The organism is Methylobacterium platani, from assembly GCF_001653715.1.
Lineage (GTDB): Bacteria > Pseudomonadota > Alphaproteobacteria > Rhizobiales > Beijerinckiaceae > Methylobacterium > Methylobacterium platani.
The window spans coordinates 34,979-59,475 of the sequence record NZ_LWHQ01000083.1 but is presented as its reverse complement, the minus strand read 5'-3'; the positions used below and the strand labels follow the sequence as shown (position 1 = coordinate 59,475).

Below are 24,497 nucleotides of genomic sequence, written 5' to 3'. Positions count from 1 at the left end.
CGCCGTCGCCCTGCGGTCGGCCTCGCGGCCCATCGTTGGCCGACCCCCTTTCCCGGACGACTGGAGCGTCAGCGGAAGGAGATCCGGGATCCAGCATGACAAGTCGCGAAGCGTCCGCCTGTCTGCAACGCTGCAGACTATCGAGCCGCTTCGCGGCACTTTTTCCGCTGGATCCCGGATCTCCTTCCACGTCGTTTCAGTCGTCCGGGAAAGGGGGAGGCTCACGAGGATCGTCCGCCCCTATGGTCGGGCCGAGGTCGCGGTGTCGTGTACCGTGGATAAAACCATCACCGGATCATCCTGCACGCCCGTTTCCCCTCAGGTCCTGCCGTCCGCCACGTCCCGCATCAGCCCCGGCACCTCCCCCGACAACTCCCGCGCCAGGAACCCGATCGGCCCGCAGGCCTGCGCCAGCCGCCGCCCCGCCTCGCCGTGCAGGTAGACGCCCCAGGCGGCGGCCTCGGCGGGTTTCGTGCCGCGGGCGAGCAGCCCGACGATGATCCCGGCGAGCACGTCGCCCGAGCCCGAGGTGGCGAGGCCGGCGCCACCCCCCTCGTAATGCCAGGTCTCGCCGGCCGGATCGACGATCCAGGTCTCGGCGCCCTTCATCACCACGACGGCGCCGAGCCGCGCGGCCGCCTGCCGCGCCGCCCCGAGGGGATCGGCCTCGACGGCGTCGCGCTCGCAGCCGAGGCAGCGCGCCATCTCGCCGGCATGCGGCGTGAGCACCACCCGGCCGGCGCGCGCCCGCACCCGCTCGGCGATCCCGCACAGCCCGTCGATGCTCGCCGCGTCGAGGACGAAGGGCGCCTGGGCCGGGCCGGACAGGAGCGCCGCGGTGAGCGCCTTCGTCGGCTCGCCCGACGCCATGCCGGCGCCGACCAGCACCGCGGCGGCCCGCTCGGTGCGCGGCAGCAGCACCGCGGCGGCCTGCGCGTGATCGACATGGCCGCCCTCGCCTTCCGGCAGCCGCACCACCAGGGCCTCCGGCACGGCGAGCGCGGCGTGCGGCGCGGTGCCGGCGGCGATCGACATCTGCAGCTTGCCGGCACCGGCCCGCAGCGCTGCGGTGCCGGCCAGGATCGCGGCGCCCGGCACCTCGACCGAGCCGGCGATGACGAGGGCGCTGCCGCGGGCCTCCTTGCTGCCGCCGGCCGGATCCGGCAGGGGCAGGCCGCGCAGGACCTCGGCGGTGATCGCGATCGTCATCGGGCGGCCCCCGTGGCATCGGGCTCGGCGGTCACCGGGGCGCCGGCCTGCCTCAGCGGCGCGACGAAGTTGTAGCGCTGCAGCACCAGCTTGCCGCTGCTGCCGCGGCGGGGATCGAAGGCGTATTCGGTCACCGAGCAATTGGCGACGTCGCCCTCGCGGTCGATGGACAGGATCTCGTCCTCGGTCATGCCCTCGATCAGGTAGCGCAGGCACAGGACCACGACCTGGTGCCCGACCACCAGCACCCGCCGGCCGCCGTAATGCAGCGACACGGTGTCGAGGGCGCTGCGCAGGCGCAGGATCACGTCGCACCAGCTCTCGCCGCCCGGCGGCCGGTGGTAGAACTTGCCGAGCAGGCTGCGCAGTTCGGCCTGGTCGGGGTGGAGCTGGGTGATGCCCTCGCGGGTGAGCCGGTCGAGGATGCCGAACTCCTTCTCGCGCAGGCGCTCGTCGGCGACGTCGTCGAGGAGCGGATCGGCGACGCCCCCGGCCTCGCGGATCAGCCGCGCGGTGGCGACGGCCCGCCGATAGGGCGAGGTCAGCATCACGTCGGGCCGCTCGGAGGCCGGCATCTCGGCGAACCACCGGCCAACCGCCGCGGCCTGGCGCTCGCCGAGCGGGCTCAGCGGCACGTCGACGTCGCGCTCGCCGATGTCGATATGGGTGTGCCCGGCCGCCTGGGCGGCGTCGCGGGCGACGTTGCCGGCGCTCTCGCCGTGCCGCACGATCCAGATCCGGTCCGGCCAGCGCTGCTGCATCGTTCATCCCCCCAGGGTCGAGAGGGGAGCTAGCGGAGGCGGGGCGGCCCGCAAGCGCCGGGCCCGTGCGGCGTTTCGGTGCCGGCCCCGGCCTCGAAAGCCCCGCTCGACGGCGGCGGCCCCTCCGGCACAGCGGAAAGGCCGCCGCCCGCCCGGCTCGGCGGCACCGGTCGGTCACGACGCCAGGCCGGGCGCCTCCGCGCCGGCCATCAGGCCGACCTCGTCGCACAGGCAGATCTCGGCGTAGGGCGGATCGATCCCGTAGCCCGCCCGGACCTCGGACGGATCGCCCGACCACATCGCGGCCCGGTCCCCGAAGAGGTTGGTGCCCTCGACCATGTCGGCTGCGAGCGCCGGCGCGGTCGTCCCGTCCGCCGCCTCCGCGATCGGGGCGAGCTCCCCGCCGGTCGCGTCCGGCGGCCCGAGGATCAGGGCCTGATCCTCGCTTCCGTCCGGCCCGTCGCACGGCGCGAGCTCGCCGCCCTCCGACTCCAGCGGCCGCACCGGGACGGTCCGCCCGGTCTCGGATGCGGACGAGCCGTCATGCATGGTCGGCGGGAACATGCTGGCGGGCGGGACGGCGGCGGGCGGCGGCGGGTCGGCGGCGGCGATCAAGACCGGCTCCGAGACATCGGCCGCGGCGCTCGCGCCGGATGCCGGGGTCTCGCCGGTTTCCCCGGATGCGCTCGGTTCGGGGCCGCCTTCCGGTGTACCGCTCAAGGTGGTGTCTCCGGCCATGTCATCCTCCAATATGATGATTATTCGTTTATTTTTCTCGATTGTTACCTTTATGTAACTGTAAATCATTAACATTTTTAAATATACTGAGCGTATACTATTTTTACAATCTTAGATTGCATATGCTGCGGTCCTGGCGAATCGCGACCGATCAGCAATCCCGAAGTAAAAACACAAATTATATCAATATTTGAAATAACCATGATCTGATAGAAATAAAATTGATCGTACGCTTAAGATCAATTGCTCCGATCGAGCTTATCGAAAGATCGATCTCATCATACGCGCGCGACGATACCATCGAAGACGGAATCGGCGGAAACGAGCGGAGTGCGACAGCGCCGCGCGGTCGCGGCAAGGAACCGATCGACGGGGTCGCGGAGAGGCCCGGACTATCGGATCGGCCACGGGCAGATTTCGTGACCAAGTCCGGCCGATGCACCGCCCTGCTCCTCGAGGAGTGCGGGACGCTGCGCGCCATGGGGCGCCATCTCGGGCCATTTCCCGATCCGGACCTTCCGGGCGATCTCGCCGAAGCTGATGGGGCTCACGAAGACCTGCTCCGCGGCCGTGATCGCCGCGGCCGCGCCGCGTGACAGGGTTTGTCTCGGCATGGTTCGCGGCATGGACGACGACTTGCGTCATGCCGGTGTTCCTGTCCCGAGCGCCGCCTTGTCGATCGGCACGGTCGGTCACGTTCACCGGTGCCGGGTTCGACACGCCGGACGGATCGTGCCGCCCGCAGCGAGGCACCGCCTCTGCCGCGAGCGCAGGGCCGCCGAGCCCCCGCTCCCGCATCCTGGCCGCGCTCTTGCAAGCCACGACAATCGGCGGCGGGCCCGGTTCCGGTCCGGCCGGAAATCTGTGAGAACTCGGATCAGCCGGCGGCACAGCCGGGAATCGGGGGCAGGACATCACGCGCATGCAGGACGATCCGCGGCCGATCGCCGACCCCCGCCTGGCGCCGGCCCGCCACGCGCTGACGGTCAACGGCCGGAGCGTGACGGTCGAGGCCGCGCCCGGCACCCGCCTCCTCTACGTGCTGCGCAACGACCTGGCGCTGAACGGCCCGAAATACGGCTGCGGCCTCGGCCAGTGCGGCGCTTGCACGGTGCTGGTCGACGGGCGGGCCCTGCGCTCCTGCGCGATTCCCCTGCGCGCCGCGGTCGGGCGCCGGATCGTGACGCTCGAGGGCCTCGCCGAGGGCGGGCGGCTGCACCCGGTGCAGGAGGCCTTCATCGCCGAGAACGCGGCCCAGTGCGGCTACTGCCTCAACGGCATGATCATGACCGCGGTGGCGCTGCTCACCGCCGACCCGGACCCGGGCGAGGCCGAGATCCGGGCCGGGCTCCAGGCCAACCTGTGCCGCTGCGGCACCCATATCGAGATCCTGCGCGCCGTGCGCGCCGCCGCCGCGCGGATGCGCGAGGGCGCCGGCCCCGGGGGCGAGGCATGACGGCGAGAGGCATGACCGAGAACCGCCCCGACCCCGCGATGCGCCGCCGGCACTGGCAGGAGGCGGACGACCTGCTGCTCGTCTACCGCGAGACGATGGGCCGGCCGCCCCGCCTCGGCGATCCGCCGGGGGCCGCCGCGGCGGCGGGCCCGCAGCGCGCCCTCTACCTCGCGGTCGACGGCGCGGGCCGGGTCACCGCCTTCAACGGCCACGTCGATCTCGGCACCGGCATCCGCACGGCGCTGGCCCAGATCGTCGCCGAGGAGCTCGACGTGCCGTTCGCTCACGTCGCGATGGAGCTCGGCAGCACCGCGACCGCCCCCGACCAGGGCGGTACCATCGCGAGCGAGACGATCCAGATCGCCGCGATCCCCCTGCGCCAGGCCGCCGCCACCGCCCGCCGCCACCTCGTCGAGGCGGCCTCGCTGCGGCTCAACCGCGGTACGGCGGAACTGACCGTCGCGGACGGCACCGTGCGGGTCGCGGCGGAGCCGGAGCTGGGCATCCCCTACGGCGAGCTGGTGCGGGGAAGCCGCACTGCCCTCACCCTCGACCCCGGGGCGCCCTTGAAGCCCGTCGAGGCCTACACCGTCGTCGGCCGGCCGGTGCCGCGGGTCGACATCCCCGAGAAGGCCGTCGGCGCCTGGACCTACGTCCACGACGTGCGGGTGCCCGGCATGGTGCATGGCCGCGTGGTCCGCCCGCCGGGCGCCGGGGTCGATGCCGGCCTCGGCGACCGGCTGGCGGCGGTGGACGAGGCCTCGGTCGCCCACATCCCGGGCCTCGTCGCCGTGGTGAGGATCGGCGACTTCGTCGGCGTGGTGGCCGAGCGCGAGGAGAACGCCGCCGAGGCGGCCCGCTGCCTGAGGACGACCTGGCACCCCCTCGACGGCCTGCCCGACCTCAACCGGCCCGAGGCGGCGTTGCGCGGCAACCCCTCGACGGCGCGCACGCTCCTCGACCGCGGCGACGTCGACCGGGCGCTCGCCCACGCCCCGGCCCGGCTCGACCGCACCTACGTCTGGCCCTACCAGATGCACGGCTCGATCGGCCCGTCCTGCGCCGTCGCCGAGTTCCGCGACGGCGACCTCGTGGTGTGGTCGGGCACCCAGAACCCGCACGTCCTGCAGAGCGACCTCGCGCTCCTCCTCGACCTGCCCGAGGACCGCATCGCGATCGAGCGGCACGAGGCGGCGGGCTGCTACGGCCGCAACTGCGCCGACGACGTCGCGGCCGACGCCGCGCTCCTCGCCCGGGCGGTCGGCCGGCCGGTGCGGGTGCAGCTCACCCGCGAGCAGGAGCACGCCTGGGAGCCCAAGGGCGCCGCGCAGGTGATGGACGTGCGCGGCGGCCTCGACGCCGAGGGGGGACCGGCGGCCTACGATTTCGAGACCCGCTATCCCTCGAACGGTGCCCCGACGCTCGCCCTGATCCTCACCGGCAAGGTCTCGGGCCCGCCCGCGACCTACCCGATGGGCGACCGCACCGCGGTGCCGCCCTACGCCTTCGGCCATGCCCGGGTGACGGTGCACGACATGCCGCCGATCGCCCGCGCCTCCTGGCTGCGCGGCGTCTCGGCCCTGCCCAACACCTTCGCGCACGAATCCTACATCGACGAGCTCGCCACCGCCGCCGGCGTCGACCCGATCGAATACCGGCTGCGCTACCTGGACGATCCCCGCGCCGCCGACCTCGTGCGGGCGGTGGCCGAGCGGGCCGCCTGGGTGCCGCACACGGCGCCCGGCACGCATGGCGGCGCGGGCGACATCCTGTACGGACGGGGCTTCGCCTACGCGGTCTACGTCCACGGGCCGTTTCCGGGGAAGGCCGCCGCCTGGGCCGCCTGGGTGGCGGACGTGGCGGTCAACCGCGTCACCGGCGAGGTGGCGGTGACCCGGGTGGTGGTGGGCCAGGATTCCGGCCTGATGATCAACCCCGACGGGGTGCGCCACCAGATCCACGGCAACGTCATCCAGTCGACGAGCCGGGTGCTCAAGGAATCGGTCGGCTTCGACGCCACCGGGGTGACGAGCCGGGAATGGGGCAGCTACCCGATCCTCGCCTTCCCGCAGGTGCCCGAGATCGACGTGCTGCTGGTGCCGCGCCCGAACGAGCCGCCGCTGGGGGCCGGCGAATCGGCCTCGGTGCCGAGCGCCGCGGCGATCACCAACGCGCTGTTCGACGCCACCGGCATCCGCTTCCGCGAATTGCCGCTCACCGCCGAATCCGTCCGCGCCGCCCTCGACCCGCCGCGGATCGCCGGCCCGGACGCGCCGCCCCGCCGGCGCCGCGGCTTCCTCGCCGGGCTCTTCGGGGCCGGGACCGGGGCGCTGGCACTCGGCCTCACCCTCCTGCCCTGGCGCCCGGCCTACCCGTCGATCGAGCGGCCGGACCCGGCGGCCTATTCCGCCGCCACGATCGCCCAGGGCCGCCTCGTCGCGGCGGCCGGCGCCTGCCTCGTCTGCCATGCCGGGCCGGACGGCCGGTCCTTCGCGGGCGGGCGCGGGATCGAGACCCCGTTCGGCACGGTCTACGCCTCGAACATCACGCCGGACATGCAGGCCGGCATCGGTGCCTGGTCCTACCCGGCCTTCGCCCGGGCGATGCGCGAGGGCGTGTCGCGGGACGGGCACCACCTCTACCCGGCCCACCCCTATACGAGCTTCGTCAACGCGGCCGAGCGCGACCTGCAGGCGCTCTACGCCTTCCTGATGGCGCAGGACCCGGTGGCGGCGCCGGCGCCCGAGACGAAGCTCCGGTTTCCGTTCGGAGCGCGGCCGCTGATGGCGGACTGGAACGCCCTGTTCCATCGCCCGGCCGCCTTCGCCGATCCGGCCCGCGGGCCGGACTGGAACCGCGGCGCCTACCTGGTCGAGGCCCTGGGCCATTGCGGCGCCTGCCACAGCCCGCGCAACGCCCTCGGCGCCGAGCGGCGGGGCGCGGCGCACCTCGCCGGCGGCTTCGCCGACGGCTGGGAGGCGCCGGCGCTCACCGGCCTGTCGCGCTCGCCCCTGCCGTGGACCGAGGACGATCTCTACGCCTACCTGCGCACCGGCCGTTCCCCCCGCCACGGCAGCGCCGCCGGCCCGATGGCCGACGTCGTCGCCTCGCTCGCGCCCCTGCCCGACGGCGACATCCGCGCCATGGCCGTCTACCTCGCGAGCCTCACGGGCTCGGGCCCGGCCGCTGCGCCCGTCGCCGTCGCCGCGACCGCGCTTCCGGCCTCGTCCCTGTTCCAGGGCGCCTGCGCCTCCTGCCACGAGGGAGGGGCCGGCGGCGACCTGGTACCGCTCGGCCTCGTCACGTCGGTCCACAGCGCGCACCCGGACAACCTGATCCAGGCCGTCCTCAACGGCGTCCGGGCGGCGGCCGAGCGCTTTCCGGCGCCCGACCCGTCGGCGCCGCCCGCCGCGATGCCGGCCTTTCGCGACACCCTCACCGACGGCCAGATCGCCGAGGTCGTCGCCTATGCCCGCGCCCGCTACGCGCCCGGCGCGCCGGCCTGGACGGGGCTGGAGGCGGCGGTGGCGCGGGTGCGCGGGCTCACGCCGCATGCGGGGTGGTGAGGGCTCTCATCACGTCGCGCACCTTGCGGGATCGCGGCCCACGGCCTTTCGCGCCGGTCCAGATTCCCGCGGTCATCCCGCAAGATCATCCCGGGGCTCGCCGCGGCGCAGACCCCGTGTTCCGCCGCGCGGCGCAGGGATGACATCGGCGGACCCGGCTTCCTCATGGATTTTCGCAAGTATACACGATTCAGAGACGATGGCCGAAGGCACAGACAGCTAGATTGGAATCATACGAAACAAGAACGTGACGTTTGAATGCCTCCGCATCCTCGCCTAAGAGGACGGCGACCAGAGACATGTCAGGCGGCGCCGGGGCGCCCCGGCGGGCGCGAGCGTGAGGAGCACACCATGGCCGACGGATCCACCTTCGTGCAGGCCTTCACCATCCTGTTCCGCGAGGGGCTGGAGGCGCTCCTGGTGGTGGCGGCGCTGGCGGCGTTCCTGCGCCGGGCGGGCGCCGCGGAGCGCATCCGCCCGATCTATGCCGGGGCCGGCCTGGCGATCCTGGCGAGCCTCGCCATGGCCTGGGTGTTCGAGGCCTTCTTCGACGGCAACCACAACGACCTGATCGAGGCCGGCGTGATCCTGGTCGCCGCCGGCCTGATGTTCACGATGAGCGGCTGGCTGTTCCTGCGCCAGGACCCGGCGGCCTGGAAGGCCGAGATCAACCGCATGGCCGAGCGGGCGATGGGGGCCGGCACGGTGCTGTCGCTCGCCGGCATCGCCTTCCTGGCGGTGTTCCGCGAGGGCGCCGAGACGGTGCTGTTCCTGCACGCGCTGGCCCGCACCGTCGGCGGCTTCGACGCTTCGCTGCTGGGCGGCCTCGCGGTGGCGGCCCTCGCCCTCGCGGTGGTGTTCGTGGCGATGCAGTGGCTGGCCCTGCGGCTGCCGCTGCGCCCGGTCTTCCTGCTCACCTCCGCCTTCCTGTTCGTGATGGGCCTGCGGATGGTCGGCGCGGCGATCCAGGAGTTCCAGGAGCAGGTGCTCGTGCCGGTGCACAATGACGGCGTGCCGGAATTCGTCACCGATCTCGGCTTCAACGGCAGCTGGGAGGCCCTGGGCGTCCAGGGCGCGATCGTGCTCTGCGCGCTCGTCTGGCTCGTGGTGCGGCGCCAGCGCCCGGTCGCGGGCGTCGCCCGTCGGCAGGTCTCGGCCTGAGACCCCGGCGCCCGGGGCGGTACCGCCCCGGGTCCGCTTCGCGGTAAGGACGAAGGGACGGCTGCGCCGGGAGGTCCCCTTGTCCGACACCACCACGCTCTACTACTCGCCGGGCGCCTGCTCGCTGGCGCCCCACATCGCGCTCGAGGAGACCGGGGCGCCGTTCGAGGCGGTCAGGATCGATTTCGCCTCCGCCGAGCAGCGCGGCGGACGCTACCTCGCCATCAACCAGAAGGGCCGGGTGCCGGCGCTGGCGCAAGGCGACTGGGTGCTGACCGAGAACCCGGCGATCCTGCGCTACATCGCGCGGTCGCACCCGAACGCGGCCTTGTGGCCCGAGGACCCGCGCGAGGAGGCGCGGTGCGCCGAGTGGCTGGCCTGGCTCTCCTCGACCATCCACCCCGCCTACGCCCATATCCGCCGGGCCGAGCGCTACGCCGCCGACCCGGCCGCGATCGAGGACGTGAAGGCCCGGGGCCACGAGACCTGCGCCGATCTGTGGACGATGATCGAGGTCGGCCTGTCCCGGGGCGGCTGGGCGGCCGGCCGGCATTACAGCGTCGCCGATCCCTATCTCATGGTGTTCTGGCACTGGGGCCGCGGCGAGGTGCTCGGCTACGACATGGCCCGCCAGTTCCCGTACTGGACCGACCACGCCCGCCGCATGGCCGAACGCCCCGCCGTGCAGCGCGCCTTCGCCCGCGAGGGCCTGCCGCTGCCGGCGTGAGCGTCAGCCCCGAAATGCGTCCTCCCGCGCGAGGTACTCCCGCTCGGCCGCACTCTCGGCGCGGCCGAGCACCGCGTTGCGGTGGGGAAACCGGCCGAAGCGGCGGATCAGGTCGCGGTGCTCGACCGCCGCCGCGAGGTGCACCGGCAGGCCGAGGGCGGTGAACAGCGCGACGCTGCGCTCCTGAAGCTCCAGGTCCTCGGCATGCGTCAGCGGCATGTACAGGAAGATGCGCAGGGCCGGCTCGATCGCCCGGTCGTGGCCGCGCGCGAGGGCCCGCTCGGCCGCCGCCAGCGCCTGCGCGTCGGTGGCCCAGGCCCGCGTCGTGCCGCGAAACAGGTTGCGGGGAAACTGGTCGAGGAGGAGCACCAGGGCGAGGGCGCCCTCCGGGCTCTCCTCCCAGGCCGCCAGCGCGCCCCGGGCCGCCGCCTCGTGCAGCGGGCGATAGGCCCGGCAGGCGGCGTCGAAGCCCGGATCGGCCTTGAACCAGCGGTCGCATCCGGCCGCGCGCCAGAAATCGACCAGTTCGGCCGGCCTCGCCCCTTGCGTCATGCCGCGTCCCTTCGGTCCCCTGAATGGGCCCTGTGCGCACGCCAAGCTGAGCAGCCATGTGCGGTTCCGCGCGCATAGCCTATTCCCTGACGCGAATCACGCCGCTACAAGCCGCCCGTCGCACGGCCGCTCCAGCGCCCGGAGCGTTCGAAATTCTCGCCATCTGCACAAGGGGGAGCCGCCATGCGGGTCTATTACGATCGTGACGCCGACATCAATCTGATCAAGGGCAAGAAGGTCGTCATCGTCGGCTACGGCAGCCAGGGCCACGCCCACGCGCTGAACCTGCGCGATTCGGGCGTCAAGGACGTGGTGATCGCGCTCCGCAAGGGCTCGGCCAGCGCCAAGAAGGCCGAGGCCGAGGGCTTCAAGGTCATGGAGGTCGCCGACGCCGCCCGCGAAGCCGACGTCGTCATGATGCTGACCCCGGACGAGCTGCAGGGCGAGATCTACCGCGACTCGCTGCAGGCCAACATGAAGCAGGGCGCCGCGCTGCTGTTCGCCCACGGCCTCAACGTCCACTTCAACCTGATCGAGCCGCGCGCCGACCTCGACGTGCTGATGGTCGCCCCGAAGGGCCCCGGCCACACCGTGCGCTCCGAGTACCTGCGCGGCGGCGGCGTGCCGACCCTGATCGCCATCGCGCAGGACGCCTCGGGCAACGCCCACGACCTCGGCCTGTCCTACGCCTCGGCCAATGGCGGCGGCCGCGCCGGCATCATCGAGACCACCTTCAAGGAAGAGTGCGAGACCGACCTGTTCGGCGAGCAGGTCGTGCTCTGCGGCGGCCTCGTCGAGCTGATCAAGGCCGGCTTCGAGACCCTGGTCGAGGGCGGCTACGCCCCCGAGATGGCCTATTTCGAGTGCCTCCACGAGGTGAAGCTGATCGTTGACCTCATCTACGAGGGCGGCATCGCCAACATGAACTACTCGATCTCGAACACCGCCGAGTACGGCGAGTACGTGACCGGCCCGCGCATCATCACGCCCGAGACCAAGGCCGAGATGAAGCGCGTCCTGACCGACATCCAGAACGGCACCTTCACCCGCAACTGGATGCTCGAGAACAAGGTCAACCAGACCTCGTTCAAGGCGACCCGCGCCCGCAACGCCGCCCACCCGATCGAGGAGGTCGGCGAGCGCCTCCGCGGCATGATGCCGTGGATCAAGGAGAAGGCCCTGGTCGACAAGGCCAAGAACTAACGTTCGTCGGTGCCGCGACCGCCTCGGGCGGGCTGCGGCACCTCGTCGGAACGCCGCGCGGACAGTTCGTCCGCGCGGCGTTCCGCGTTTGCTGTGGATGCCGCGCCGCCGAGTGGAATTGGCCGGCCGATGCAGGTCACGGCGCGCCCGCGACCGCTGCGACGAGATATGGCGGCCGCTCGCAAGGCCCATCCCGGCCGCTCCCAGGTCGAGACCGCCATCCGCACTTCGTCACCGGACGGATTTAACATAGATCAAGCTGGACCGCAGCGCCGTCGATGCTGCCAGCGCGGCCCGATCGACGGCCCTGGACAATCGCCATCTCGTCCGGTCGAAAGCAAGTCGTTGTCGGTCGAGGTGAGTTTTCGGCCTGCTTCCGGTCGGTCGAGATGCGTCCGAGGGACCACTGGCCGGCATTTCCGGTCCGTCAATGACTCGACGCATCATCCGGGGGTGCTGCAAGGCGCCGCGGGCCGGCCGGCGTTGACGCAAGGCAGCGCCGCGGCATCTCGCCGGCATGATCGACGAACCCGTCCTCTTCTGCCTGCACTTCCTCGGAGGCAGCGCCCGCACCTGGCGTCCCCTCGCCGAGCGTCTCGGGCCCGCGGTGACTTGCGTCGCCATCGACCTGCCCGGCTTCGGCGACGAAGCCGGGCACCCGGGCGGCGGCGTCGCCGCCATGGCCGACCACGTCGCCGCCCGCATAAAAGCCGAGGCCCCGTCCGGCCCCTGGCTCGTCGCCGGCAACAGCATGGGGGCGAAGGTCGCCCTGGCGCTCGCCCGGCGCCACGAGGACGGCGATCCCGCGCTCGCCGGCCTCGCCGGGCTGGTGCTGCTGGCGGGCTCGCCGCCCTGCCCTGAGCCGATGGACGAGGAGCGCCGGCAGGCGATGATCGCCTGGATCGACGCCGATCCGGAGACCCGGCGGCGCGAGGCGGAGGGCTTCGTCTCGGCGAATGTCGGCGCGCCCCTCGATCCGCAGGACCACGCCCGCACGGTCGAGGACGTGCTGCGGGCGAACCCGGAGGCCTGGAAGGCCTGGCTCGCGAGCGGCGCCAACGAGGATTGGCGCGACCGGATCGGCACCCTGTCGGTCCCGGCGCTGGTGGTGAGCGGGGCGAAGGACGGCGATCTCGGTCCCGAGGCGCAGGCCGCGCTGATGCTGCCGCACCTCGCCCGCCACCGCCACGAGGTCGCCCCCGGCGCCGGCCACCTGCTGCCGCTGGAACGGCCGGAGATGCTGGCAGCGCTGATCCGCGATTTCGTCGCCGCTCGACCCGCATCCGCAGAAGCCCCGACCCTGCCGCCGGCCTTCGCCGCCCTGATGGGATCGGACCGGGTCAACACCCGCCTGCGCACCACCTTGCGCGAGCGGATGCGCGAGCCCGACGGCCCGGTCTGCCTCGGCGCGGACGAGCGCGCCACCCTCACCGCCTGCCTGGACCGGGTGCTGCCGCAAGCGGGCCCGGGGAAGATCGATCTCGCCCGCCGCATCGATGCACGGCTCGCGAGCGGCACCGGCGACGGTTGGCGCTTCGCCGCCCTGCCGCCGGACGCGGAGGCCTATGCCCGGGCTCTGCGGACCCTCGACGGTACGGCACGGGCGGCGCACGGGCGCCCCTTCACGGCGCTGAGTGGAGCCGAGCAGGATGCCCTCCTCGCCCGCGCGACCTCCGGCGACCTGCCGGAACTCCCGGGCGGCCTCGCCCCCGCGCTGATGACGTGCTGGTTCGAGGAGCTGCGCGGCGAGGCGGTGCGGACCTTCCTCGCCCATCCGGCCGGCCTCGCGGCGATCGGCTTCACCGGGATCGGCGCGGGCGGCGACGACGCCGACGCGCTGCCGGGCTACCGCCTGACCGGCCTGAACGACCGCGAGCCCTGGGAACAGCCCGTCCTCGACACCGTGGGAGACGCCCGATGAACCTCTCGGGGCAGAAGCGTTACGGCACCGACGAGGTCGTCGACGTGGTCGTGGTCGGGACCGGGGCGGGGGGCGCGCCGCTCCTCGCCGAGCTGGCGGCAGCGGGCCTCAAGGTCGTGGCCCTGGAGGCCGGGCCGAACTTCGATCCCGCCGGCTACGGCTTCGACGAGACGCTGGCCGACGAGATCTACTGGACCGAGGAGCGGCTGAGCGGCGGCTCGACCCCGGAGGCCTTCGGCGCCAACAACAGCGGCACCGGGATCGGCGGCTCGACCCTGCACTGGGGCGCCTTCGTGCCCCGGGCCGATCCGCGCGACTTCCGGCTGAACACCGAGAGCGGCGAGGGCTGCGACTGGCCGATCGACCACGCCGAGCTCAAGCCGTTCTACGACCGGGTCGAAGCCTTCATCGGCACGTCGGGCCCCACGCCCTATCCGTGGGACGAGGCGCGGCGCTTCCCGCTGCCGCCGGTCCCGCGCAACGGCCCGGCCCAGCTGATGGCGGCGGCCTGCGACCGGCTCGGCATCGCGGCGACCGACGCCCCGGCCGCGGTCGTCTCGCGCGACTTCACCGTCGATCCCGCCGTGCCGGAGCGCAAGGCCTGCATCAATTGCGGCTTCTGCCACCAGGGCTGCCGCACCCGTGCCAAGGCCAGCATGGACGTGACCTACCTGCCGCTGGCCGTCGCCCGCGGAGCCGAGATCCGGGCCGACGCCCGGATGCACGGGATCGAGCGCGACAGGGCCGGGCGGATCACGGCGGTCATCTACCGCAGCGGCGGCCGCGACCATCGCCAGCGTTGCGCCCACCTGATCCTGTGCGCCGGCGCCGTCGAGACGCCGCGGCTCCTGCTGCATCTCGACCTCGCCACCGGCAGCGGCCAGGTCGGGCGGAACTACATCGGCCACGTCGCCACGCAGGTCTGGGGCACCTTCGCCGACGAGGTCGGGATGAACCGCGGCTACCCGTCCTCGCTCATCACCGAGGACTTCACCCGGCCGAAAGGCGCCGATTTCGCCGGCGGCTACCTGGTGCAGAGCCTCGGCGTCGAGCCGCTGACCTGGGCGAATTCCGTCGCCCGCGGCCGCGGCCTGTGGGGTCCGGCGCTGACCGACTACCTCAGGCAGTACAACCGCGTCGCCGGCATCGGCATCAACGGCGAGACGCTGCCTTGCGACGAGAACGTCCTGACCCTGTCGGACGAGATCGACGCGCTCGGGATGCGCAAGGCCCATGTCAGCTTCGGCTACGGGCCGAACGAGCGCGCGCTGAACGCCCACGCCACGAAGGTGATGCGCGAGATCTGGGAGGCGGCCGGCGCCTCCGACGTCTGGGTGCTGGAGCGGGTCGCCCACACGCTCGGCACCTGCCGGATGGGACGGAACCCGGACAGCTCCGTGGTCGATCCCCTGGGGCGCAGCCACGAGGTCGAGAATCTCTGGATCTGCGACGGCTCGGTCTTCCCGAGCTCGCTCGCGGCCAATCCGGCCCTCACCATCATGGCGTTGTCCTTGCGCACCGCCGGCGCGTTCCTGAAAGGCACCCGATGAGCGACGATCCCCGCGCGGCCTATCCCCGGCCGCCCTTCCCCGGCGCGCAGCAGCAGCCGCGCCCCGGCCTCACCGGCCCGATGGATCCTGCCCCGGACCACGGCGAGGAGTCTTACGTCGGCAAGGGCCTGCTCACCGACCGGATCGCGCTGATCACCGGGGGCGATTCCGGCATCGGCCGGGCGGTCGCCATCGCCTACGCCCGCGAGGGCGCCGACGTGGCGATCTCCTACCTCGAGTCCGAGGAGGAGGACGCGCAAGGCACGAAGGCCTGGGTCGAGAAGGCCGGGCGGCGCTGCCTGCTGCTCCCGGGCGACCTGCGCGACGAGGCGCATTGCCGGGCGATCGTCGCGAAAACCGCGGCCGAGTTCGGCCGCATCGACGTGCTCGTCAACAACGCCGCCGCCCAGGTGGTGAACGAAGGGCTCGACGACGTCACCGCCCACGACGTCGAGGGCTCGTTCCGCGCCAACGTCTTCGCGATGATCTACTTGGCGCAGGAAGCGGTGAAGCACATGCGGCCGGGCTCGGCGATCGTGAACTCGACGAGCCAGCAGGCGAAGGTCGCCGATGCGAGCATGCTGGTCTACGCCGCCACCAAGGGGGCGATCAGCACCCTCACGGTCGGGCTGTCGAACCTGCTCGCCCCGAAGGGCATCCGGGTGAACTGCGTCGCCCCCGGCCCGGTCTGGACGCCGATCCAGCCGATCGTGAAGAAGCCCGAGCAGATCGAGCAGCTCGGCGCCGACACGCCGCTCGGCCGCGCCGGCCAGCCGGCCGAGCTGGCCCCGGCCTACGTCCTCCTCGCCTCGCGGGAGGGCAGCTACATGACCGGCGCGCTCGTGCCGGTGACCGGCGGTCAGCCGATGCTCTGACGGAAGGTCAGGCTGTCGCCCGGCGGGGTGTTCGCCAGGATACCCCGCCCTAACCCCTTCGGCACGATGCCGGACCGCCGTGACCGGGCAGCCGAAAAGCCCGGGACGGTCCACAAAACCCCGCCGCAGCATCGGAACGGCCGCCTCCCGGTCCCGTTGTTGCGGCAAATCCACGGAGTTGACCGACATGACGGATACCAAGGGCAAGGCCGGCCAGCCGCACAGCCACCGCACCCGCAACGGCACCGATTCGAACGCCAAGAGCGTCTCGATCCAGACCCTGAACGCGCGCCTCGCCGACGGCATCGACCTGGCGCTGGCCGTCAAGCAGGCGCACTGGAACCTGAAGGGCCCGCAATTCATCGGCATCCACGAGATGCTCGACGGCTTCCGCACCGAGCTCGACGACCTCAACGACAAGGTCGCGGAGCGGGCCGTGCAGCTCGGCGCCACGGCGCTCGGCACCGCCTCGGTGGTCGCCGCGTCCTCGAAGCTGACCCCCTACCCAACCGACGTCTACGCCATCGCCGACCACCTCTCGGCCCTGATCGACCGCTACGCGGCCTACGCCAACGCCGTGCGCGAGAACATCGACCAGACCGACGAGGCCGGCGACGCCGGAACCGCCGACCTGTTCACCGAGGTCTCCCGCGCCGTCGACAAGCAGCTGTGGTTCCTCGAGGCCCACGTCCAGGAGCCGACCGGCGCGATGCGCGACGGCGACGGCAAGGGCGCGCGCTGAGGCGAGAGGGTGTTCGGGGCTGGCGTTTGAGCCGGCCCCGACTTTGAATTTCCTCGCCCTTCCGCTCGCGCTGGAAAAACGAAAGGGCGTTTTGCCTTCCCGTCCATCGGGGAGGCATTTTTTGTACGTCCAGATGGATATCGACGGCGGAAGATCGATCGGTTACGCTGGGTCATGAACCAGTGAGGCAGCCCGTGTGACCGAGGCAGCGCCTGAGGCGGCTGAGATTGCTGCGCGTCGCAAGCACGCGGCGAAGCGCCTGAACGAGCATGTCAAGCTGTCGGCAGCCTACGTGAACGCCATGGCAATCGCCGTCGCCGGAGCGGCGATCATCGTACCGTTGGTCAGCAATCCGAATGCGACCCTGGGTCGGTCGCACCTCTCTTGGTTTGCGGCCTCTCTCGCCTTACATTGTATCGGTCACGCAGTAATCCGACTCTTGCGCCAGGAGGAGTGACGATGCCCTGGGACGCCACCGTCGCGATGCTCAGTTTCGCCCTATTCATCTCTGTGACGAGTCTCGCCACCCTGAGTTTCGCCGTCTACCGCTTCGAACGGAAATACGGCCAGGCGGGGCGCACCGGCACCCCGCCCGCCGAGTAGCTCGAGCGCTACATCGCCTCCGCACCGCGTCCCATCGCGGCGACGCCGGTGCGCGACACCTCGACGAGGCCCACCGACGCCATCAGCTTGACGAAGCGGTCGATCTCGTCGGTCGTGCCGGTCAGCTCGAACACGAACGAGCTCAGCGTCGCGTCGAGGGTGCGGGCGCCGAAGGCGGCGGCGAGCCGCATCGCCTCGACCCGGTGCTCGCCCTTGCCGGCCACCTTCACGAGAGCCAGCTCCCGCTCGAGCGAGTCGCCCTGGAGCGTGAGGTCGACCACCCGGTGCACCGGCACGAGGCGGTCGAGCTGGGCCTTGATCTGCTCGATCACCGCGTTGGTGCCCGCGGTCACGATGGTGATGCGGGAGATGTGCCGGGCCTGCTCGGTCTCCGACACGGTCAGGCTCTCGATGTTGTAGCCGCGGCCGGAGAACAGGCCGGCGATGCGGGCGAGCACGCCGGGCTCGTTGTCGACGATGACCGCGAGCGTGTGGCGGTTCACCGGCTCGACGCGGACCGGATCGGGGTAATGGGTGTTCATGGCGTTCATCGTCCTCAAACCCTCGCCCGATCAGACCAGCATCTTGCCTTCGTCGGAGATCACGTCGCCTAAGTCCGCCCCGGTCTCGCCGAGGTAGTCCGAGAGCAGCATCTCGTTGTGCGCCTTGCCCGACGGGATCATCGGGAAGCAGTTCTCGGTCTTGTCGACGATGCAGTCGAAGATGACCGGGCCGTCATAGTCCAGCATCTCGGCGATCGCGGCGTCGAGGCTGCCGGGATCCGAGCAGCGGATGCCCTTGGCGCCGTAGGCTTCGGCCAGCTTCACGAAGTCGGGCAGGCTCTCGGAATAGCTCTCGGAGTAGCGCGAGCCGTGCAGCAGCTGCTGCCACTGGCGCACCATGCCCATGTACTCGTTGTTCAGGATGAAGATCTTGACCGGCAGGCGGTACTGCACGGCGGTCGACATCTCCTGGATGTTCATCTGGATCGAGGCCTCGCCGGCGATGTCGATCACCAGGGCGCCGCGATGGGCGAGCTGGGCGCCGATCGCCGCCGGCAGGCCGTAGCCCATCGTGCCCAAGCCCCCCGAGGTCATCCAGCGGTTCGGCTCGTCGAACTTATAGTACTGCGCCGCCCACATCTGGTGCTGGCCGACCTCCGTGGTGACGTAGGTCTCACGGTCCTTGGTCGCCTCGTAGAGGCGCTGGACCGCGTATTGCGGCTTGATGGTGGTGCCCGACGGCCAGTAGCCGAGGCATTCGCGCGCCTTCCAGCCGCGGATCTTCGACAGCCACTCGGTCAGGCGACCCTGGTCGGGCTCCGGCGTCACCGCCCGCCACTCGCGCAGCATGTCGCGGAGCACCGAGCCGCAATCGCCGACGATGCCGATATCGGCCTTGACGGTCTTGTTGATCGACGAGGCGTCGATGTCGACGTGGATCTTCTTGGAGAAGGGCGAGAAGGCGTCGAGCCGGCCGGTGATGCGGTCGTCGAAGCGCGCGCCGATGCAGACCATGACGTCGCATTCGTGCATCGCCAGGTTCGCCTCGTAGGTCCCGTGCATGCCGAGCATGCCGAGGAACTGCGGATCGGAGCCCGGAAAGGCACCTAAGCCCATCAGCGTCGAGGTGACCGGGAAGCCGGTGGCGCGGGCGAGCTCGCGCATCAGCGCCGAGGCCTCGGGACCGGCATTGATCACGCCGCCGCCGGTATAGAAGACCGGCCGGCGGGCACCCGCCATCAGCGCCACCGCGGCGCGGATCTTCTCCGGGTCTCCTTGAGTCTGCGGGTTGTAGGTCTTGTGGCTGTTGTCGACCGGGCGGCGGTAGACGCCGCTGGCGAACTGGATGTCCTTCGGCAGGTCGATGACGACCGGGCCGGGCCGGCCGTGCGACGCGACGTAGAACGCCTCGTGCAGGATCCGCGGCAGGTCCTCGATCGATTTGACGAGGTAGTTGTGCTTGGTGCAGCTGCGAGTGATGCCGACCGTGTCGCATTCCTGGAAGGCGTCGGAGCCGATCAGGTGGGTCGGCACCTGGCCGGTGATGCAGACGAGCGGGATCGAATCGAGCAGCGCGTCGGTCAGGCCGGTGACGATGTTGGTGGCACCCGGCCCCGAGGTGACGAGCACGCAGCCGACCTTGCCCGACGAGCGGGCATAGCCCTCGGCGGCATGCACCGCGCCCTGCTCGTGCCGGACCAGGATGTGCTTCACCGAGTCCTGGTGGAAGAGCGCGTCGTAGATCGGCAGCACCGCACCGCCCGGATAGCCGAACAGGGTGTCGACGCCCTGATCCTGAAACGCCCGGATCACCATCTCGGCGCCCGTCATGACCTCGCCCGCACTCATCGCCGCGCTCCGTTCCTTGGTCTCGTCCGCGCTCTCGGGTCCGTTTTACGCAACAAAAAAGGGCCCCGAAGGACCCTGCATGCGCCACCCATGGGATGCCGGGCTGTTCAAGCCCGCCCCTTCGGTGGCGCCTCCGCTACAATAAGGACCGTACGCATGCCGCTGAAAAGCCTGCCCTTGAGAGAGTGGCGGGGACCCTACGCGCGTCGCCCGGCAGGGTCAACCGGTTTCGGGACCTGCGTCAACGATCGGACCTAGCGGGCCTGGAGCGTCGGATAGGCCCGGCGCACCGCCCGGGCGATCAGCACCACGAGGACGACCTTCGCGGCATCGCCCGGCAGGAACCAGGCCGAGCCGAGGGCCGCCTTCGCGAGGTCGATCCGGGCGACCGCGGCGATCCACGGGATGCCGACCGCGTAGGTGAGCACGACGCCGCCGAGGACGAGGATCAGCGCCTCCTTCCAGGCGCTCAGGGACCGGAGGCTGCGCTCGACCAGGACCCCGATGACGAAGGCGGCGACCGGCCACATCAGCACGAAGCCGCCCCCCGGCCCCATGACGATGCCGAGCCCGCCGCGCCCCCCGGCCATCAGCGGCAGCCCGGCGCAGACGAGAAGGACGAACAGCGCGAGCGCCGCCCCGCCGCGCCTCGACCCCGCGATGGTACCGGCGAGCATCGGCCCCATCGACTGCGCGGTGATCGGCACGCCGACCATCGGCAGGGTCACGGGCGGGAATAGGCCGAGCGCGGCGGTGAGGGCGGCGAAGAGCGCGACGAAGACGATGTCCCGGGTCGACATGCGATGTCCTTTGCGATGTCCGTTATAGGGGGTCCGTGTGTCAGCGGCTGTCGCGATCCGGGTCGTAGGACCGCGCGTCGATCGCCGCCGCGATGTCGTCGCTCATCTTCAGCATCCGCACGACGACCGGGACGGTCAGCGCCACGAGGCTGCGCTCCAGGCCCCGGGCCCGCTGGGCCTCGCGCACCTCCGCGGCGATGGCGGCGAGCACCGGGATGAAGCGCAGGGTGAGCGCGATGGCGAGCCCGACCTTGGCGGGATTGACGCCCAGGGGCCGGAGCCAGGAAAGGCCGCCCTGCAGCGCCTCGATCAGGTCGGCGCTGCGCGTGGTGAGCGTCACGAGGCCGGCGAGCAGCACGAGCGCGGCGAGGCGGGCGGCCACCAGCAGGCCGGCCTGCCAGCCGTCGAGGGCGAGCTGGACCAGGACCAGCACGGCGAGGATCCAGGCGAGCGGCCGCAGCTGCGCCAGCATCAGCCGGACCGGGATGCCGGCGAGCCGCGAGAGCAGGGCCGCGGCAGCGAGCGCCGCGAGCGCGAGATCGAGCCGCGGCCACGCGAACAGGAGGGTGCCGGCGGCGACCAGCGCGAGGATCTTGCGTCCCGGCGGGCAGCGATGGACGGGGCTGTCCCCCGGGACGTAAGGGGTCACGACATCATCGCGACGTAGGCCGGGAGCGCCACGGACGGGCGATCATCGATCGCGACGCGGCCGTCCTCGAAGACCAGCACCCGGTCGAAATGCTCCAGGAAAGCGAGGTCGTGCGAGACCACGACCGCGCGCTGGGGCAGCCCGTCGATGGCCTCGGCGACCCGGCGCTTGTTGCGCAGGTCGAGCAGCGTCGTCGGCTCGTCGAACACGATCACCTCGGGTGCCATCGCCAGCACGCCGGCGATGGCCAGCAGCTGCTTCTGCCCGCCGCTGAGGAGATGGGCCGGGTGGTCGCGCAGGGCATGGAGGTCGTAGCGGCGCAGGGCCTCGTCCGTGCGCCGGGCGATCTCGTCCTTCGGGAGCCCGAGATTCTTCAGCCCGAAGGCGAGGTCCTCGGCGACCACCGGCAGCACGATCTGGTTGTCGGGGTTCTGGAACACGAAGCCGACCTTGCGCCGCACCGCCTTGCCGTCGCGGCGCGTGTCGAGCCCGTCGACCCGCACCTCCCCTCGCGTCGGCACCAGGAGGCCGTTGAGGAGGCGCGCGAAGGTGCTCTTGCCGCTGCCGTTGCCGCCCACCACGGCGATCCGCCGCTCCGTCAGGTCGAGGGTGAGGTCGCGCAGGACCACGCGCTCGCCGAAGGCATGGCCGACCTGCCGGATCTCGATCATCAAGGCCGCTCCTGCATCGAAGGCCGCTCCTGTCGCCCGGGCGGCGCCTCATAGCACCTCCGGCGCGGTGCGACAGGCCGCAGGGCAGGATTGGGAGGGGCAGGATCGCGAGGGGCAACTTCGCGGCCGGAGGGTTTGGAAACTCGGCGCCCCTCCCCTATCTGTCCGGCGATCCGCGGGGCCAGGGTTCGGGGCCGGGTGTCGCGCGGGCTCTCCTGCACCGGGGTTCAGACGCGATGACGACCGGGACCGCCTACCTGCTGGTCGATGTCGCCGGGACGGACTGCGCCCTGCCGCGCCGGGCGGTGCGGGAGATCCTGCCGCTCCCCCGGCTGTGGCGGCCGCCGGCGGCGCCGGCGCCGCTCGCGGGCTTCCTCAACCTCGCCGGCAGCGCCGTGCCGGTCCTCGACCTCGCGATCCTGTTCGGCCTCGTGCGGCCGGCGGCCGGAGCGACGGCGAGGATCGCGCTCTATCGCCACCTCGTCCTCCTGCACGGCGAGTCGCCGCTGGCGCTGATGGTGGACCGGGTCAGGGATTTCGCGCGGGTCGCGCCGGATCAGGTCCGCCCGGTGGCCGACGCGGCGACGCTGAACGGCTGCGTCGCCGCCGAGATCCGGATCGCCGAGCGCCTGGTGCACGGGCTCGCGGTCGACCGCATCCTGCTCGCCGAGGAGCAGGCCCGCCTCGCGGCGCAGACCCGCGACGCCCAGGCGCGCCTCGCCGAATGGGCCGCCTGAGCCGGGACATGACCATCCCGCGGGGCTCCGCCCCAGGCCTCAAGATGGAGCGGGGCTCCGCCCCAGGCCTCAAGATGGAGCGGGGCTCCGCCCCAGGCCTCAAGATGGAGCGGGGCTCCGCCCCAGGCCTCAAGATGGAGCGGGGCTCCGCCCCGCTCGGCGATCCGGCCTTCGCGGCGCTCAAGAGCCGCCTCGTCGCCCGCACCGGCCACCATTACTACGCCGACAAGGACGACCTCCTGTGGGAGCGGATCGGCCGGCGCATGCGCGTCCGGGGCGTCGGCGAGCCCGCCGGCTACCTCGCGCTGCTCGAGGGATCGGAGGCCGAGTGGGCGGCGCTCGAGGCCGAGATCACCATCGGGGAGACGTTCTTCTTCCGCTACGCCGAGCAGTTCGCGGCCCTGCGCGGTACGATCCTGCCCGAGCGCATCGCGGCGCGCAGCGACGAGCGGCGCCTGCGGATCTGGAGCGCGGGCTGCTCCACCGGCCCGGAGACCCACTCGGTCGCCATCGTGCTGCACGAGCTCCTGGGGGAGCGCCTGCCCGAGTGGCGGATCGGGCTCACCGGCACCGACATCAACCGCGACGTGCTGGCGGTCGCGCGGCGCGGGGTCTACGGCACCTGGGCGTTGCGCACCCTGGGGGCGGAGGAGCGCGAGCGCTACTTCCGGCCGGGGCCGCGGGCGGGCACCTTCGCGCTGCGGCCGGACTATCGCGGGCTCGCCCGGTTCGAGCCGCAGAACCTGATGAGCCTCATCGACGGCACCGCCTCCCTGGCGCTGACGGATTACGACCTCATCCTGTGCCGCAACGTCCTGATCTACTTCCACCCCGACACGGTGCAGGCCCTGGTGCGGGCGCTGGCCCAGCGCCTGCGGCCCGGGGGCTGGCTGCTGCTCGGCCATGCCGAGCCGAACCCCGCCTTCGCGGATTTCCTGCAGGTCGTGTCCCTGCCGGGCACCGCCGCCTATCGCCGCCCGGAGGACGGGGCAACGGAAGACGGGGCGGCGACGCGGCCGCCGACGAATCCCCTCCTGCCTCCGGTCCCGCCGGAGCCGGCCTGGGCGCCGCTGCTCCCGCCGCAGGCAGAGCTGCCCGGGGCAAGGAATGGCGCGGACCTCCTCTCCGTGCCCGCCGGGCGAGAAGGCCCGCGCCCTTCGACATCCGCGGACGGCCTCGTGCCACGAGTGGAGCCCGGTGCCGACGTGCCGCCGGGCCCGCTCGCGAGCGTGCGGGCGCTCGCCGATGCGGGCGATCTCGACGCGAGCTGGCGCGCCTGCCGGGCGGCCCTCGGCGAGGACCCGACCGACCCGCGCCTGCGCTACTACGAGGGGCTGCTCGCCCGTGCCCGGGCCCGGCCCGACGAGGCGGAACGCGCCTTCCGCGGCGCGGTCTACCTCGATAAAGGGTTCGTCATGGCTCACTACCACCTCGGGTTGACCCTGATCGCCGCCGGCCGCGCCGAGGCCGGCCGCCGCGCCGTGGCCAACGCGGTCCGGCTCGCCGCGAGCCTGCCCGCCGACGCGGTCCTGCCGGAAGGCGACGGGCTCACCGCCGCCGATCTGTCCGGCGCCGCCCGGCCGTTCCTCGACGGCGCGGGCGCCTGATGCCGGGCTCCGCTCCCGCCGCCGGGCCGCAGATGCCGGGCGAGGCCGCCCTGGGCATCGCGCGGATCGAGGAGATCCTCGATGCCCGCACCCTCAGCCTCGCGGCCCGCGGCGCGGCACCGGAGGCCCGGGCGACGCAGGCCCTGCTGTTGTGCCGCGCCGGCGCCGAGGCCGTCGGCCTCAGGCTCGACGAGGTCGCCGAGGTGTTCCCGTTCCGGCCCTGCACCCCGGTGCCGGGGGCGCCGGCGGCGCTCGTCGGCCTGACCGGGCGGGGCGGGATCCTGGTCAGCGTCGTCGATCTCGCGGCGGCCCTCGGGGCCGCGCAAGGCCAGGATTCGGACCGGGGCCCCGGCCACGTCGTGACCCTGCGCCGCGACGGGCCGCGCATCGGCCTCAAGGTCGACCGGGTCCTCTCGGTGGTGGAAGCCGAGGTCGCGGCGGGGCCCGAGGGACTGGGCAGGCGGGCGGTGGCGGGCTATGCCCGCGCCGCATCGCCGGGGTCCCGCCGGACGAACGACATCGCCGAAGCCGGCTTCGCGGTGATCGACGTCCCGGCGCTGCTGGCCCCGCTCCTCGCCTCCGGCCGCGCCGCCTCGGCCTGACCCGCTCCCCGCCATC

The 24,497-nt window shown here is 72.2% G+C and carries 25 protein-coding genes; 15 read left to right on the top strand and 10 right to left on the bottom strand.

Features of this window, described 5'->3' with window-relative positions; translation table 11 throughout:
* Window positions 1-318: 318 nt before the first annotated feature.
* The 3 genes from A5481_RS30035 to A5481_RS30025 all read right to left on the bottom strand — a co-directional run bounded on the left by A5481_RS30035 (window position 319) and on the right by A5481_RS30025 (window position 2,474).
* A complete protein-coding gene (locus A5481_RS30035; protein WP_048437634.1) occupies window positions 319-1,209 on the bottom strand; it encodes an NAD(P)H-hydrate dehydratase in 891 nt (296 codons plus the stop codon).
* On the bottom strand, window positions 1,206-1,970 hold the full coding sequence (locus tag A5481_RS30030; RefSeq protein ID WP_064504492.1) for a histidine phosphatase family protein: 765 nt from the start codon (window positions 1,968-1,970) through the stop codon (window positions 1,206-1,208). Before A5481_RS30030 ends, A5481_RS30035 begins: the two co-directional genes overlap by 4 nt.
* Before the next feature lie 174 nt (window positions 1,971-2,144).
* A complete protein-coding gene (locus A5481_RS30025; RefSeq protein WP_156655671.1) occupies window positions 2,145-2,474 on the bottom strand; it encodes a hypothetical protein in 330 nt (109 codons plus the stop codon).
* 43 nt (window positions 2,475-2,517) lie between these two features.
* Between A5481_RS30025 and A5481_RS30020 the strand changes: the two genes are divergently transcribed.
* Window positions 2,518-2,766, top strand: coding sequence for a hypothetical protein (locus A5481_RS30020; protein WP_156655670.1), 249 nt, complete (start codon window positions 2,518-2,520; stop codon window positions 2,764-2,766).
* Between the two features lie 334 nt (window positions 2,767-3,100).
* On the opposite strand, the gene A5481_RS30015 is transcribed toward A5481_RS30020, so the two are convergent.
* Window positions 3,101-3,334: a PIN domain-containing protein gene (locus A5481_RS30015; RefSeq protein WP_245298674.1), complete on the bottom strand. Its 234-nt coding sequence runs from the start codon at window positions 3,332-3,334 to the stop codon at window positions 3,101-3,103.
* Between the two features lie 296 nt (window positions 3,335-3,630).
* On the opposite strand from A5481_RS30015, the gene A5481_RS30010 reads away from it, so the two are divergent.
* From A5481_RS30010 to A5481_RS29995, 4 genes are all read left to right on the top strand, one after another.
* Complete coding sequence (locus A5481_RS30010) at window positions 3,631-4,164, top strand: (2Fe-2S)-binding protein (RefSeq protein ID WP_156311695.1); 534 nt, start codon at window positions 3,631-3,633, stop codon at window positions 4,162-4,164.
* 11 nt (window positions 4,165-4,175) lie between these two features.
* A complete protein-coding gene (locus A5481_RS30005; RefSeq protein ID WP_048431957.1) occupies window positions 4,176-7,730 on the top strand; it encodes a molybdopterin cofactor-binding domain-containing protein in 3,555 nt (1,184 codons plus the stop codon).
* A gap of 351 nt (window positions 7,731-8,081) precedes the next feature.
* On the top strand, window positions 8,082-8,891 hold the full coding sequence (locus A5481_RS30000; protein ID WP_048431956.1) for an FTR1 family iron permease: 810 nt from the start codon (window positions 8,082-8,084) through the stop codon (window positions 8,889-8,891).
* A gap of 79 nt (window positions 8,892-8,970) precedes the next feature.
* Entirely contained in the window at window positions 8,971-9,618 is a 648-nt protein-coding gene (locus A5481_RS29995; RefSeq protein ID WP_048431955.1) for a glutathione S-transferase family protein, read from the top strand.
* A 3-nt stretch (window positions 9,619-9,621) separates the two neighbouring features.
* On the opposite strand, the gene A5481_RS29990 is transcribed toward A5481_RS29995, so the two are convergent.
* Window positions 9,622-10,170: a DUF924 family protein gene (locus tag A5481_RS29990; protein ID WP_048431954.1), complete on the bottom strand. Its 549-nt coding sequence runs from the start codon at window positions 10,168-10,170 to the stop codon at window positions 9,622-9,624.
* A gap of 183 nt (window positions 10,171-10,353) precedes the next feature.
* Between A5481_RS29990 and ilvC the strand changes: the two genes are divergently transcribed.
* The 7 genes from ilvC (at window position 10,354) to A5481_RS34340 (ending at window position 17,064) form a co-directional block, all read left to right on the top strand.
* Window positions 10,354-11,373: a ketol-acid reductoisomerase gene (gene ilvC, locus A5481_RS29985; protein ID WP_048431953.1), complete on the top strand. Its 1,020-nt coding sequence runs from the start codon at window positions 10,354-10,356 to the stop codon at window positions 11,371-11,373.
* A 517-nt stretch (window positions 11,374-11,890) separates the two neighbouring features.
* Window positions 11,891-13,294 carry an alpha/beta hydrolase gene (locus tag A5481_RS29980; protein WP_048431952.1) on the top strand — a complete coding sequence of 468 codons (1,404 nt, stop codon included), beginning with the start codon at window positions 11,891-11,893 and terminating at the stop codon, window positions 13,292-13,294.
* Complete coding sequence (locus A5481_RS29975; RefSeq protein ID WP_048431951.1) at window positions 13,291-14,844, top strand: GMC family oxidoreductase; 1,554 nt, start codon at window positions 13,291-13,293, stop codon at window positions 14,842-14,844. The genes A5481_RS29980 and A5481_RS29975 overlap by 4 nt, the downstream gene beginning before the upstream one ends.
* Window positions 14,841-15,719: an SDR family oxidoreductase gene (locus A5481_RS29970; protein WP_048431950.1), complete on the top strand. Its 879-nt coding sequence runs from the start codon at window positions 14,841-14,843 to the stop codon at window positions 15,717-15,719. The genes A5481_RS29975 and A5481_RS29970 overlap by 4 nt, the downstream gene beginning before the upstream one ends.
* A 187-nt stretch (window positions 15,720-15,906) precedes the next feature.
* Window positions 15,907-16,461 (top strand): DNA starvation/stationary phase protection protein Dps, encoded by a 555-nt coding sequence (gene dps / locus A5481_RS29965; protein WP_048431949.1) that lies wholly within the window; start codon window positions 15,907-15,909, stop codon window positions 16,459-16,461.
* 196 nt (window positions 16,462-16,657) lie between these two features.
* Window positions 16,658-16,918, top strand: a complete 261-nt coding sequence (locus A5481_RS34345) for a hypothetical protein (protein ID WP_156311694.1) — start codon at window positions 16,658-16,660, stop codon at window positions 16,916-16,918.
* Window positions 16,919-16,920: 2 nt separating this feature from the next.
* A complete protein-coding gene (locus A5481_RS34340; RefSeq protein WP_156311693.1) occupies window positions 16,921-17,064 on the top strand; it encodes a hypothetical protein in 144 nt (47 codons plus the stop codon).
* Between the two features lie 8 nt (window positions 17,065-17,072).
* Here the strand turns inward: A5481_RS34340 and ilvN are convergent, their stop codons facing one another.
* The 5 genes from ilvN to A5481_RS29940 form a co-directional block, all read right to left on the bottom strand.
* Window positions 17,073-17,615: an acetolactate synthase small subunit gene (ilvN, locus tag A5481_RS29960; protein ID WP_048431948.1), complete on the bottom strand. Its 543-nt coding sequence runs from the start codon at window positions 17,613-17,615 to the stop codon at window positions 17,073-17,075.
* Between the two features lie 21 nt (window positions 17,616-17,636).
* A complete protein-coding gene (locus tag A5481_RS29955; protein WP_048431947.1) occupies window positions 17,637-19,415 on the bottom strand; it encodes an acetolactate synthase 3 large subunit in 1,779 nt (592 codons plus the stop codon).
* 254 nt (window positions 19,416-19,669) lie between these two features.
* The gene (locus A5481_RS29950) at window positions 19,670-20,215 is read right to left on the bottom strand and encodes a biotin transporter BioY (RefSeq protein WP_048431946.1); all 546 of its coding nucleotides are present in this window, start codon (window positions 20,213-20,215) and stop codon (window positions 19,670-19,672) included.
* 40 nt (window positions 20,216-20,255) lie between these two features.
* A complete protein-coding gene (locus A5481_RS29945) occupies window positions 20,256-20,864 on the bottom strand; it encodes an energy-coupling factor transporter transmembrane component T family protein (RefSeq protein ID WP_048431945.1) in 609 nt (202 codons plus the stop codon).
* A complete protein-coding gene (locus tag A5481_RS29940) occupies window positions 20,861-21,535 on the bottom strand; it encodes an energy-coupling factor ABC transporter ATP-binding protein (protein ID WP_048431944.1) in 675 nt (224 codons plus the stop codon). Before A5481_RS29940 ends, A5481_RS29945 begins: the two co-directional genes overlap by 4 nt.
* Window positions 21,536-21,771: 236 nt before the next feature.
* Between A5481_RS29940 and A5481_RS29935 the strand changes: the two genes are divergently transcribed.
* From A5481_RS29935 to A5481_RS29925, 3 genes are all read left to right on the top strand, one after another.
* A complete protein-coding gene (locus A5481_RS29935; protein ID WP_048431943.1) occupies window positions 21,772-22,272 on the top strand; it encodes a chemotaxis protein CheW in 501 nt (166 codons plus the stop codon).
* A gap of 134 nt (window positions 22,273-22,406) precedes the next feature.
* Complete coding sequence (locus A5481_RS29930) at window positions 22,407-23,879, top strand: CheR family methyltransferase (protein ID WP_048431959.1); 1,473 nt, start codon at window positions 22,407-22,409, stop codon at window positions 23,877-23,879.
* Complete coding sequence (locus A5481_RS29925) at window positions 23,879-24,481, top strand: chemotaxis protein CheW (RefSeq protein WP_053082215.1); 603 nt, start codon at window positions 23,879-23,881, stop codon at window positions 24,479-24,481. Before A5481_RS29930 ends, A5481_RS29925 begins: the two co-directional genes overlap by 1 nt.
* The last annotated feature ends 16 nt before the right edge of the window (window positions 24,482-24,497 follow it).

What these genes read in the sequence shown, in the direction of transcription:
- A5481_RS30035 (WP_048437634.1), bottom strand. Translation starts at nt 1,209, where the DNA reads ATGACGATCGCGATCACCGCCGAGGTCCTGCGCGGCCTGCCCCTGCCG.
- A5481_RS30030 (WP_064504492.1), bottom strand. Translation starts at nt 1,970, where the DNA reads ATGCAGCAGCGCTGGCCGGACCGGATCTGGATCGTGCGGCACGGCGAG.
- A5481_RS30020 (WP_156655670.1), top strand. Translation starts at nt 2,518, where the DNA reads ATGGTCGGCGGGAACATGCTGGCGGGCGGGACGGCGGCGGGCGGCGGC.
- A5481_RS30015 (WP_245298674.1), bottom strand. Translation starts at nt 3,334, where the DNA reads ATGCCGCGAACCATGCCGAGACAAACCCTGTCACGCGGCGCGGCCGCG.
- A5481_RS30010 (WP_156311695.1), top strand. Translation starts at nt 3,631, where the DNA reads ATGCAGGACGATCCGCGGCCGATCGCCGACCCCCGCCTGGCGCCGGCC.
- A5481_RS30005 (WP_048431957.1), top strand. Translation starts at nt 4,176, where the DNA reads ATGACCGAGAACCGCCCCGACCCCGCGATGCGCCGCCGGCACTGGCAG.
- A5481_RS30000 (WP_048431956.1), top strand. Translation starts at nt 8,082, where the DNA reads ATGGCCGACGGATCCACCTTCGTGCAGGCCTTCACCATCCTGTTCCGC.
- A5481_RS29990 (WP_048431954.1), bottom strand. Translation starts at nt 10,170, where the DNA reads ATGACGCAAGGGGCGAGGCCGGCCGAACTGGTCGATTTCTGGCGCGCG.
- ilvC (WP_048431953.1), top strand. Translation starts at nt 10,354, where the DNA reads ATGCGGGTCTATTACGATCGTGACGCCGACATCAATCTGATCAAGGGC.
- A5481_RS29980 (WP_048431952.1), top strand. Translation starts at nt 11,891, where the DNA reads ATGATCGACGAACCCGTCCTCTTCTGCCTGCACTTCCTCGGAGGCAGC.
- A5481_RS29975 (WP_048431951.1), top strand. Translation starts at nt 13,291, where the DNA reads ATGAACCTCTCGGGGCAGAAGCGTTACGGCACCGACGAGGTCGTCGAC.
- A5481_RS29970 (WP_048431950.1), top strand. Translation starts at nt 14,841, where the DNA reads ATGAGCGACGATCCCCGCGCGGCCTATCCCCGGCCGCCCTTCCCCGGC.
- dps (WP_048431949.1), top strand. Translation starts at nt 15,907, where the DNA reads ATGACGGATACCAAGGGCAAGGCCGGCCAGCCGCACAGCCACCGCACC.
- A5481_RS34340 (WP_156311693.1), top strand. Translation starts at nt 16,921, where the DNA reads ATGCCCTGGGACGCCACCGTCGCGATGCTCAGTTTCGCCCTATTCATC.
- ilvN (WP_048431948.1), bottom strand. Translation starts at nt 17,615, where the DNA reads ATGAACGCCATGAACACCCATTACCCCGATCCGGTCCGCGTCGAGCCG.
- A5481_RS29955 (WP_048431947.1), bottom strand. Translation starts at nt 19,415, where the DNA reads ATGAGTGCGGGCGAGGTCATGACGGGCGCCGAGATGGTGATCCGGGCG.
- A5481_RS29950 (WP_048431946.1), bottom strand. Translation starts at nt 20,215, where the DNA reads ATGTCGACCCGGGACATCGTCTTCGTCGCGCTCTTCGCCGCCCTCACC.
- A5481_RS29940 (WP_048431944.1), bottom strand. Translation starts at nt 21,535, where the DNA reads ATGATCGAGATCCGGCAGGTCGGCCATGCCTTCGGCGAGCGCGTGGTC.
- A5481_RS29935 (WP_048431943.1), top strand. Translation starts at nt 21,772, where the DNA reads ATGACGACCGGGACCGCCTACCTGCTGGTCGATGTCGCCGGGACGGAC.
- A5481_RS29930 (WP_048431959.1), top strand. Translation starts at nt 22,407, where the DNA reads ATGGAGCGGGGCTCCGCCCCGCTCGGCGATCCGGCCTTCGCGGCGCTC.
- A5481_RS29925 (WP_053082215.1), top strand. Translation starts at nt 23,879, where the DNA reads ATGCCGGGCTCCGCTCCCGCCGCCGGGCCGCAGATGCCGGGCGAGGCC.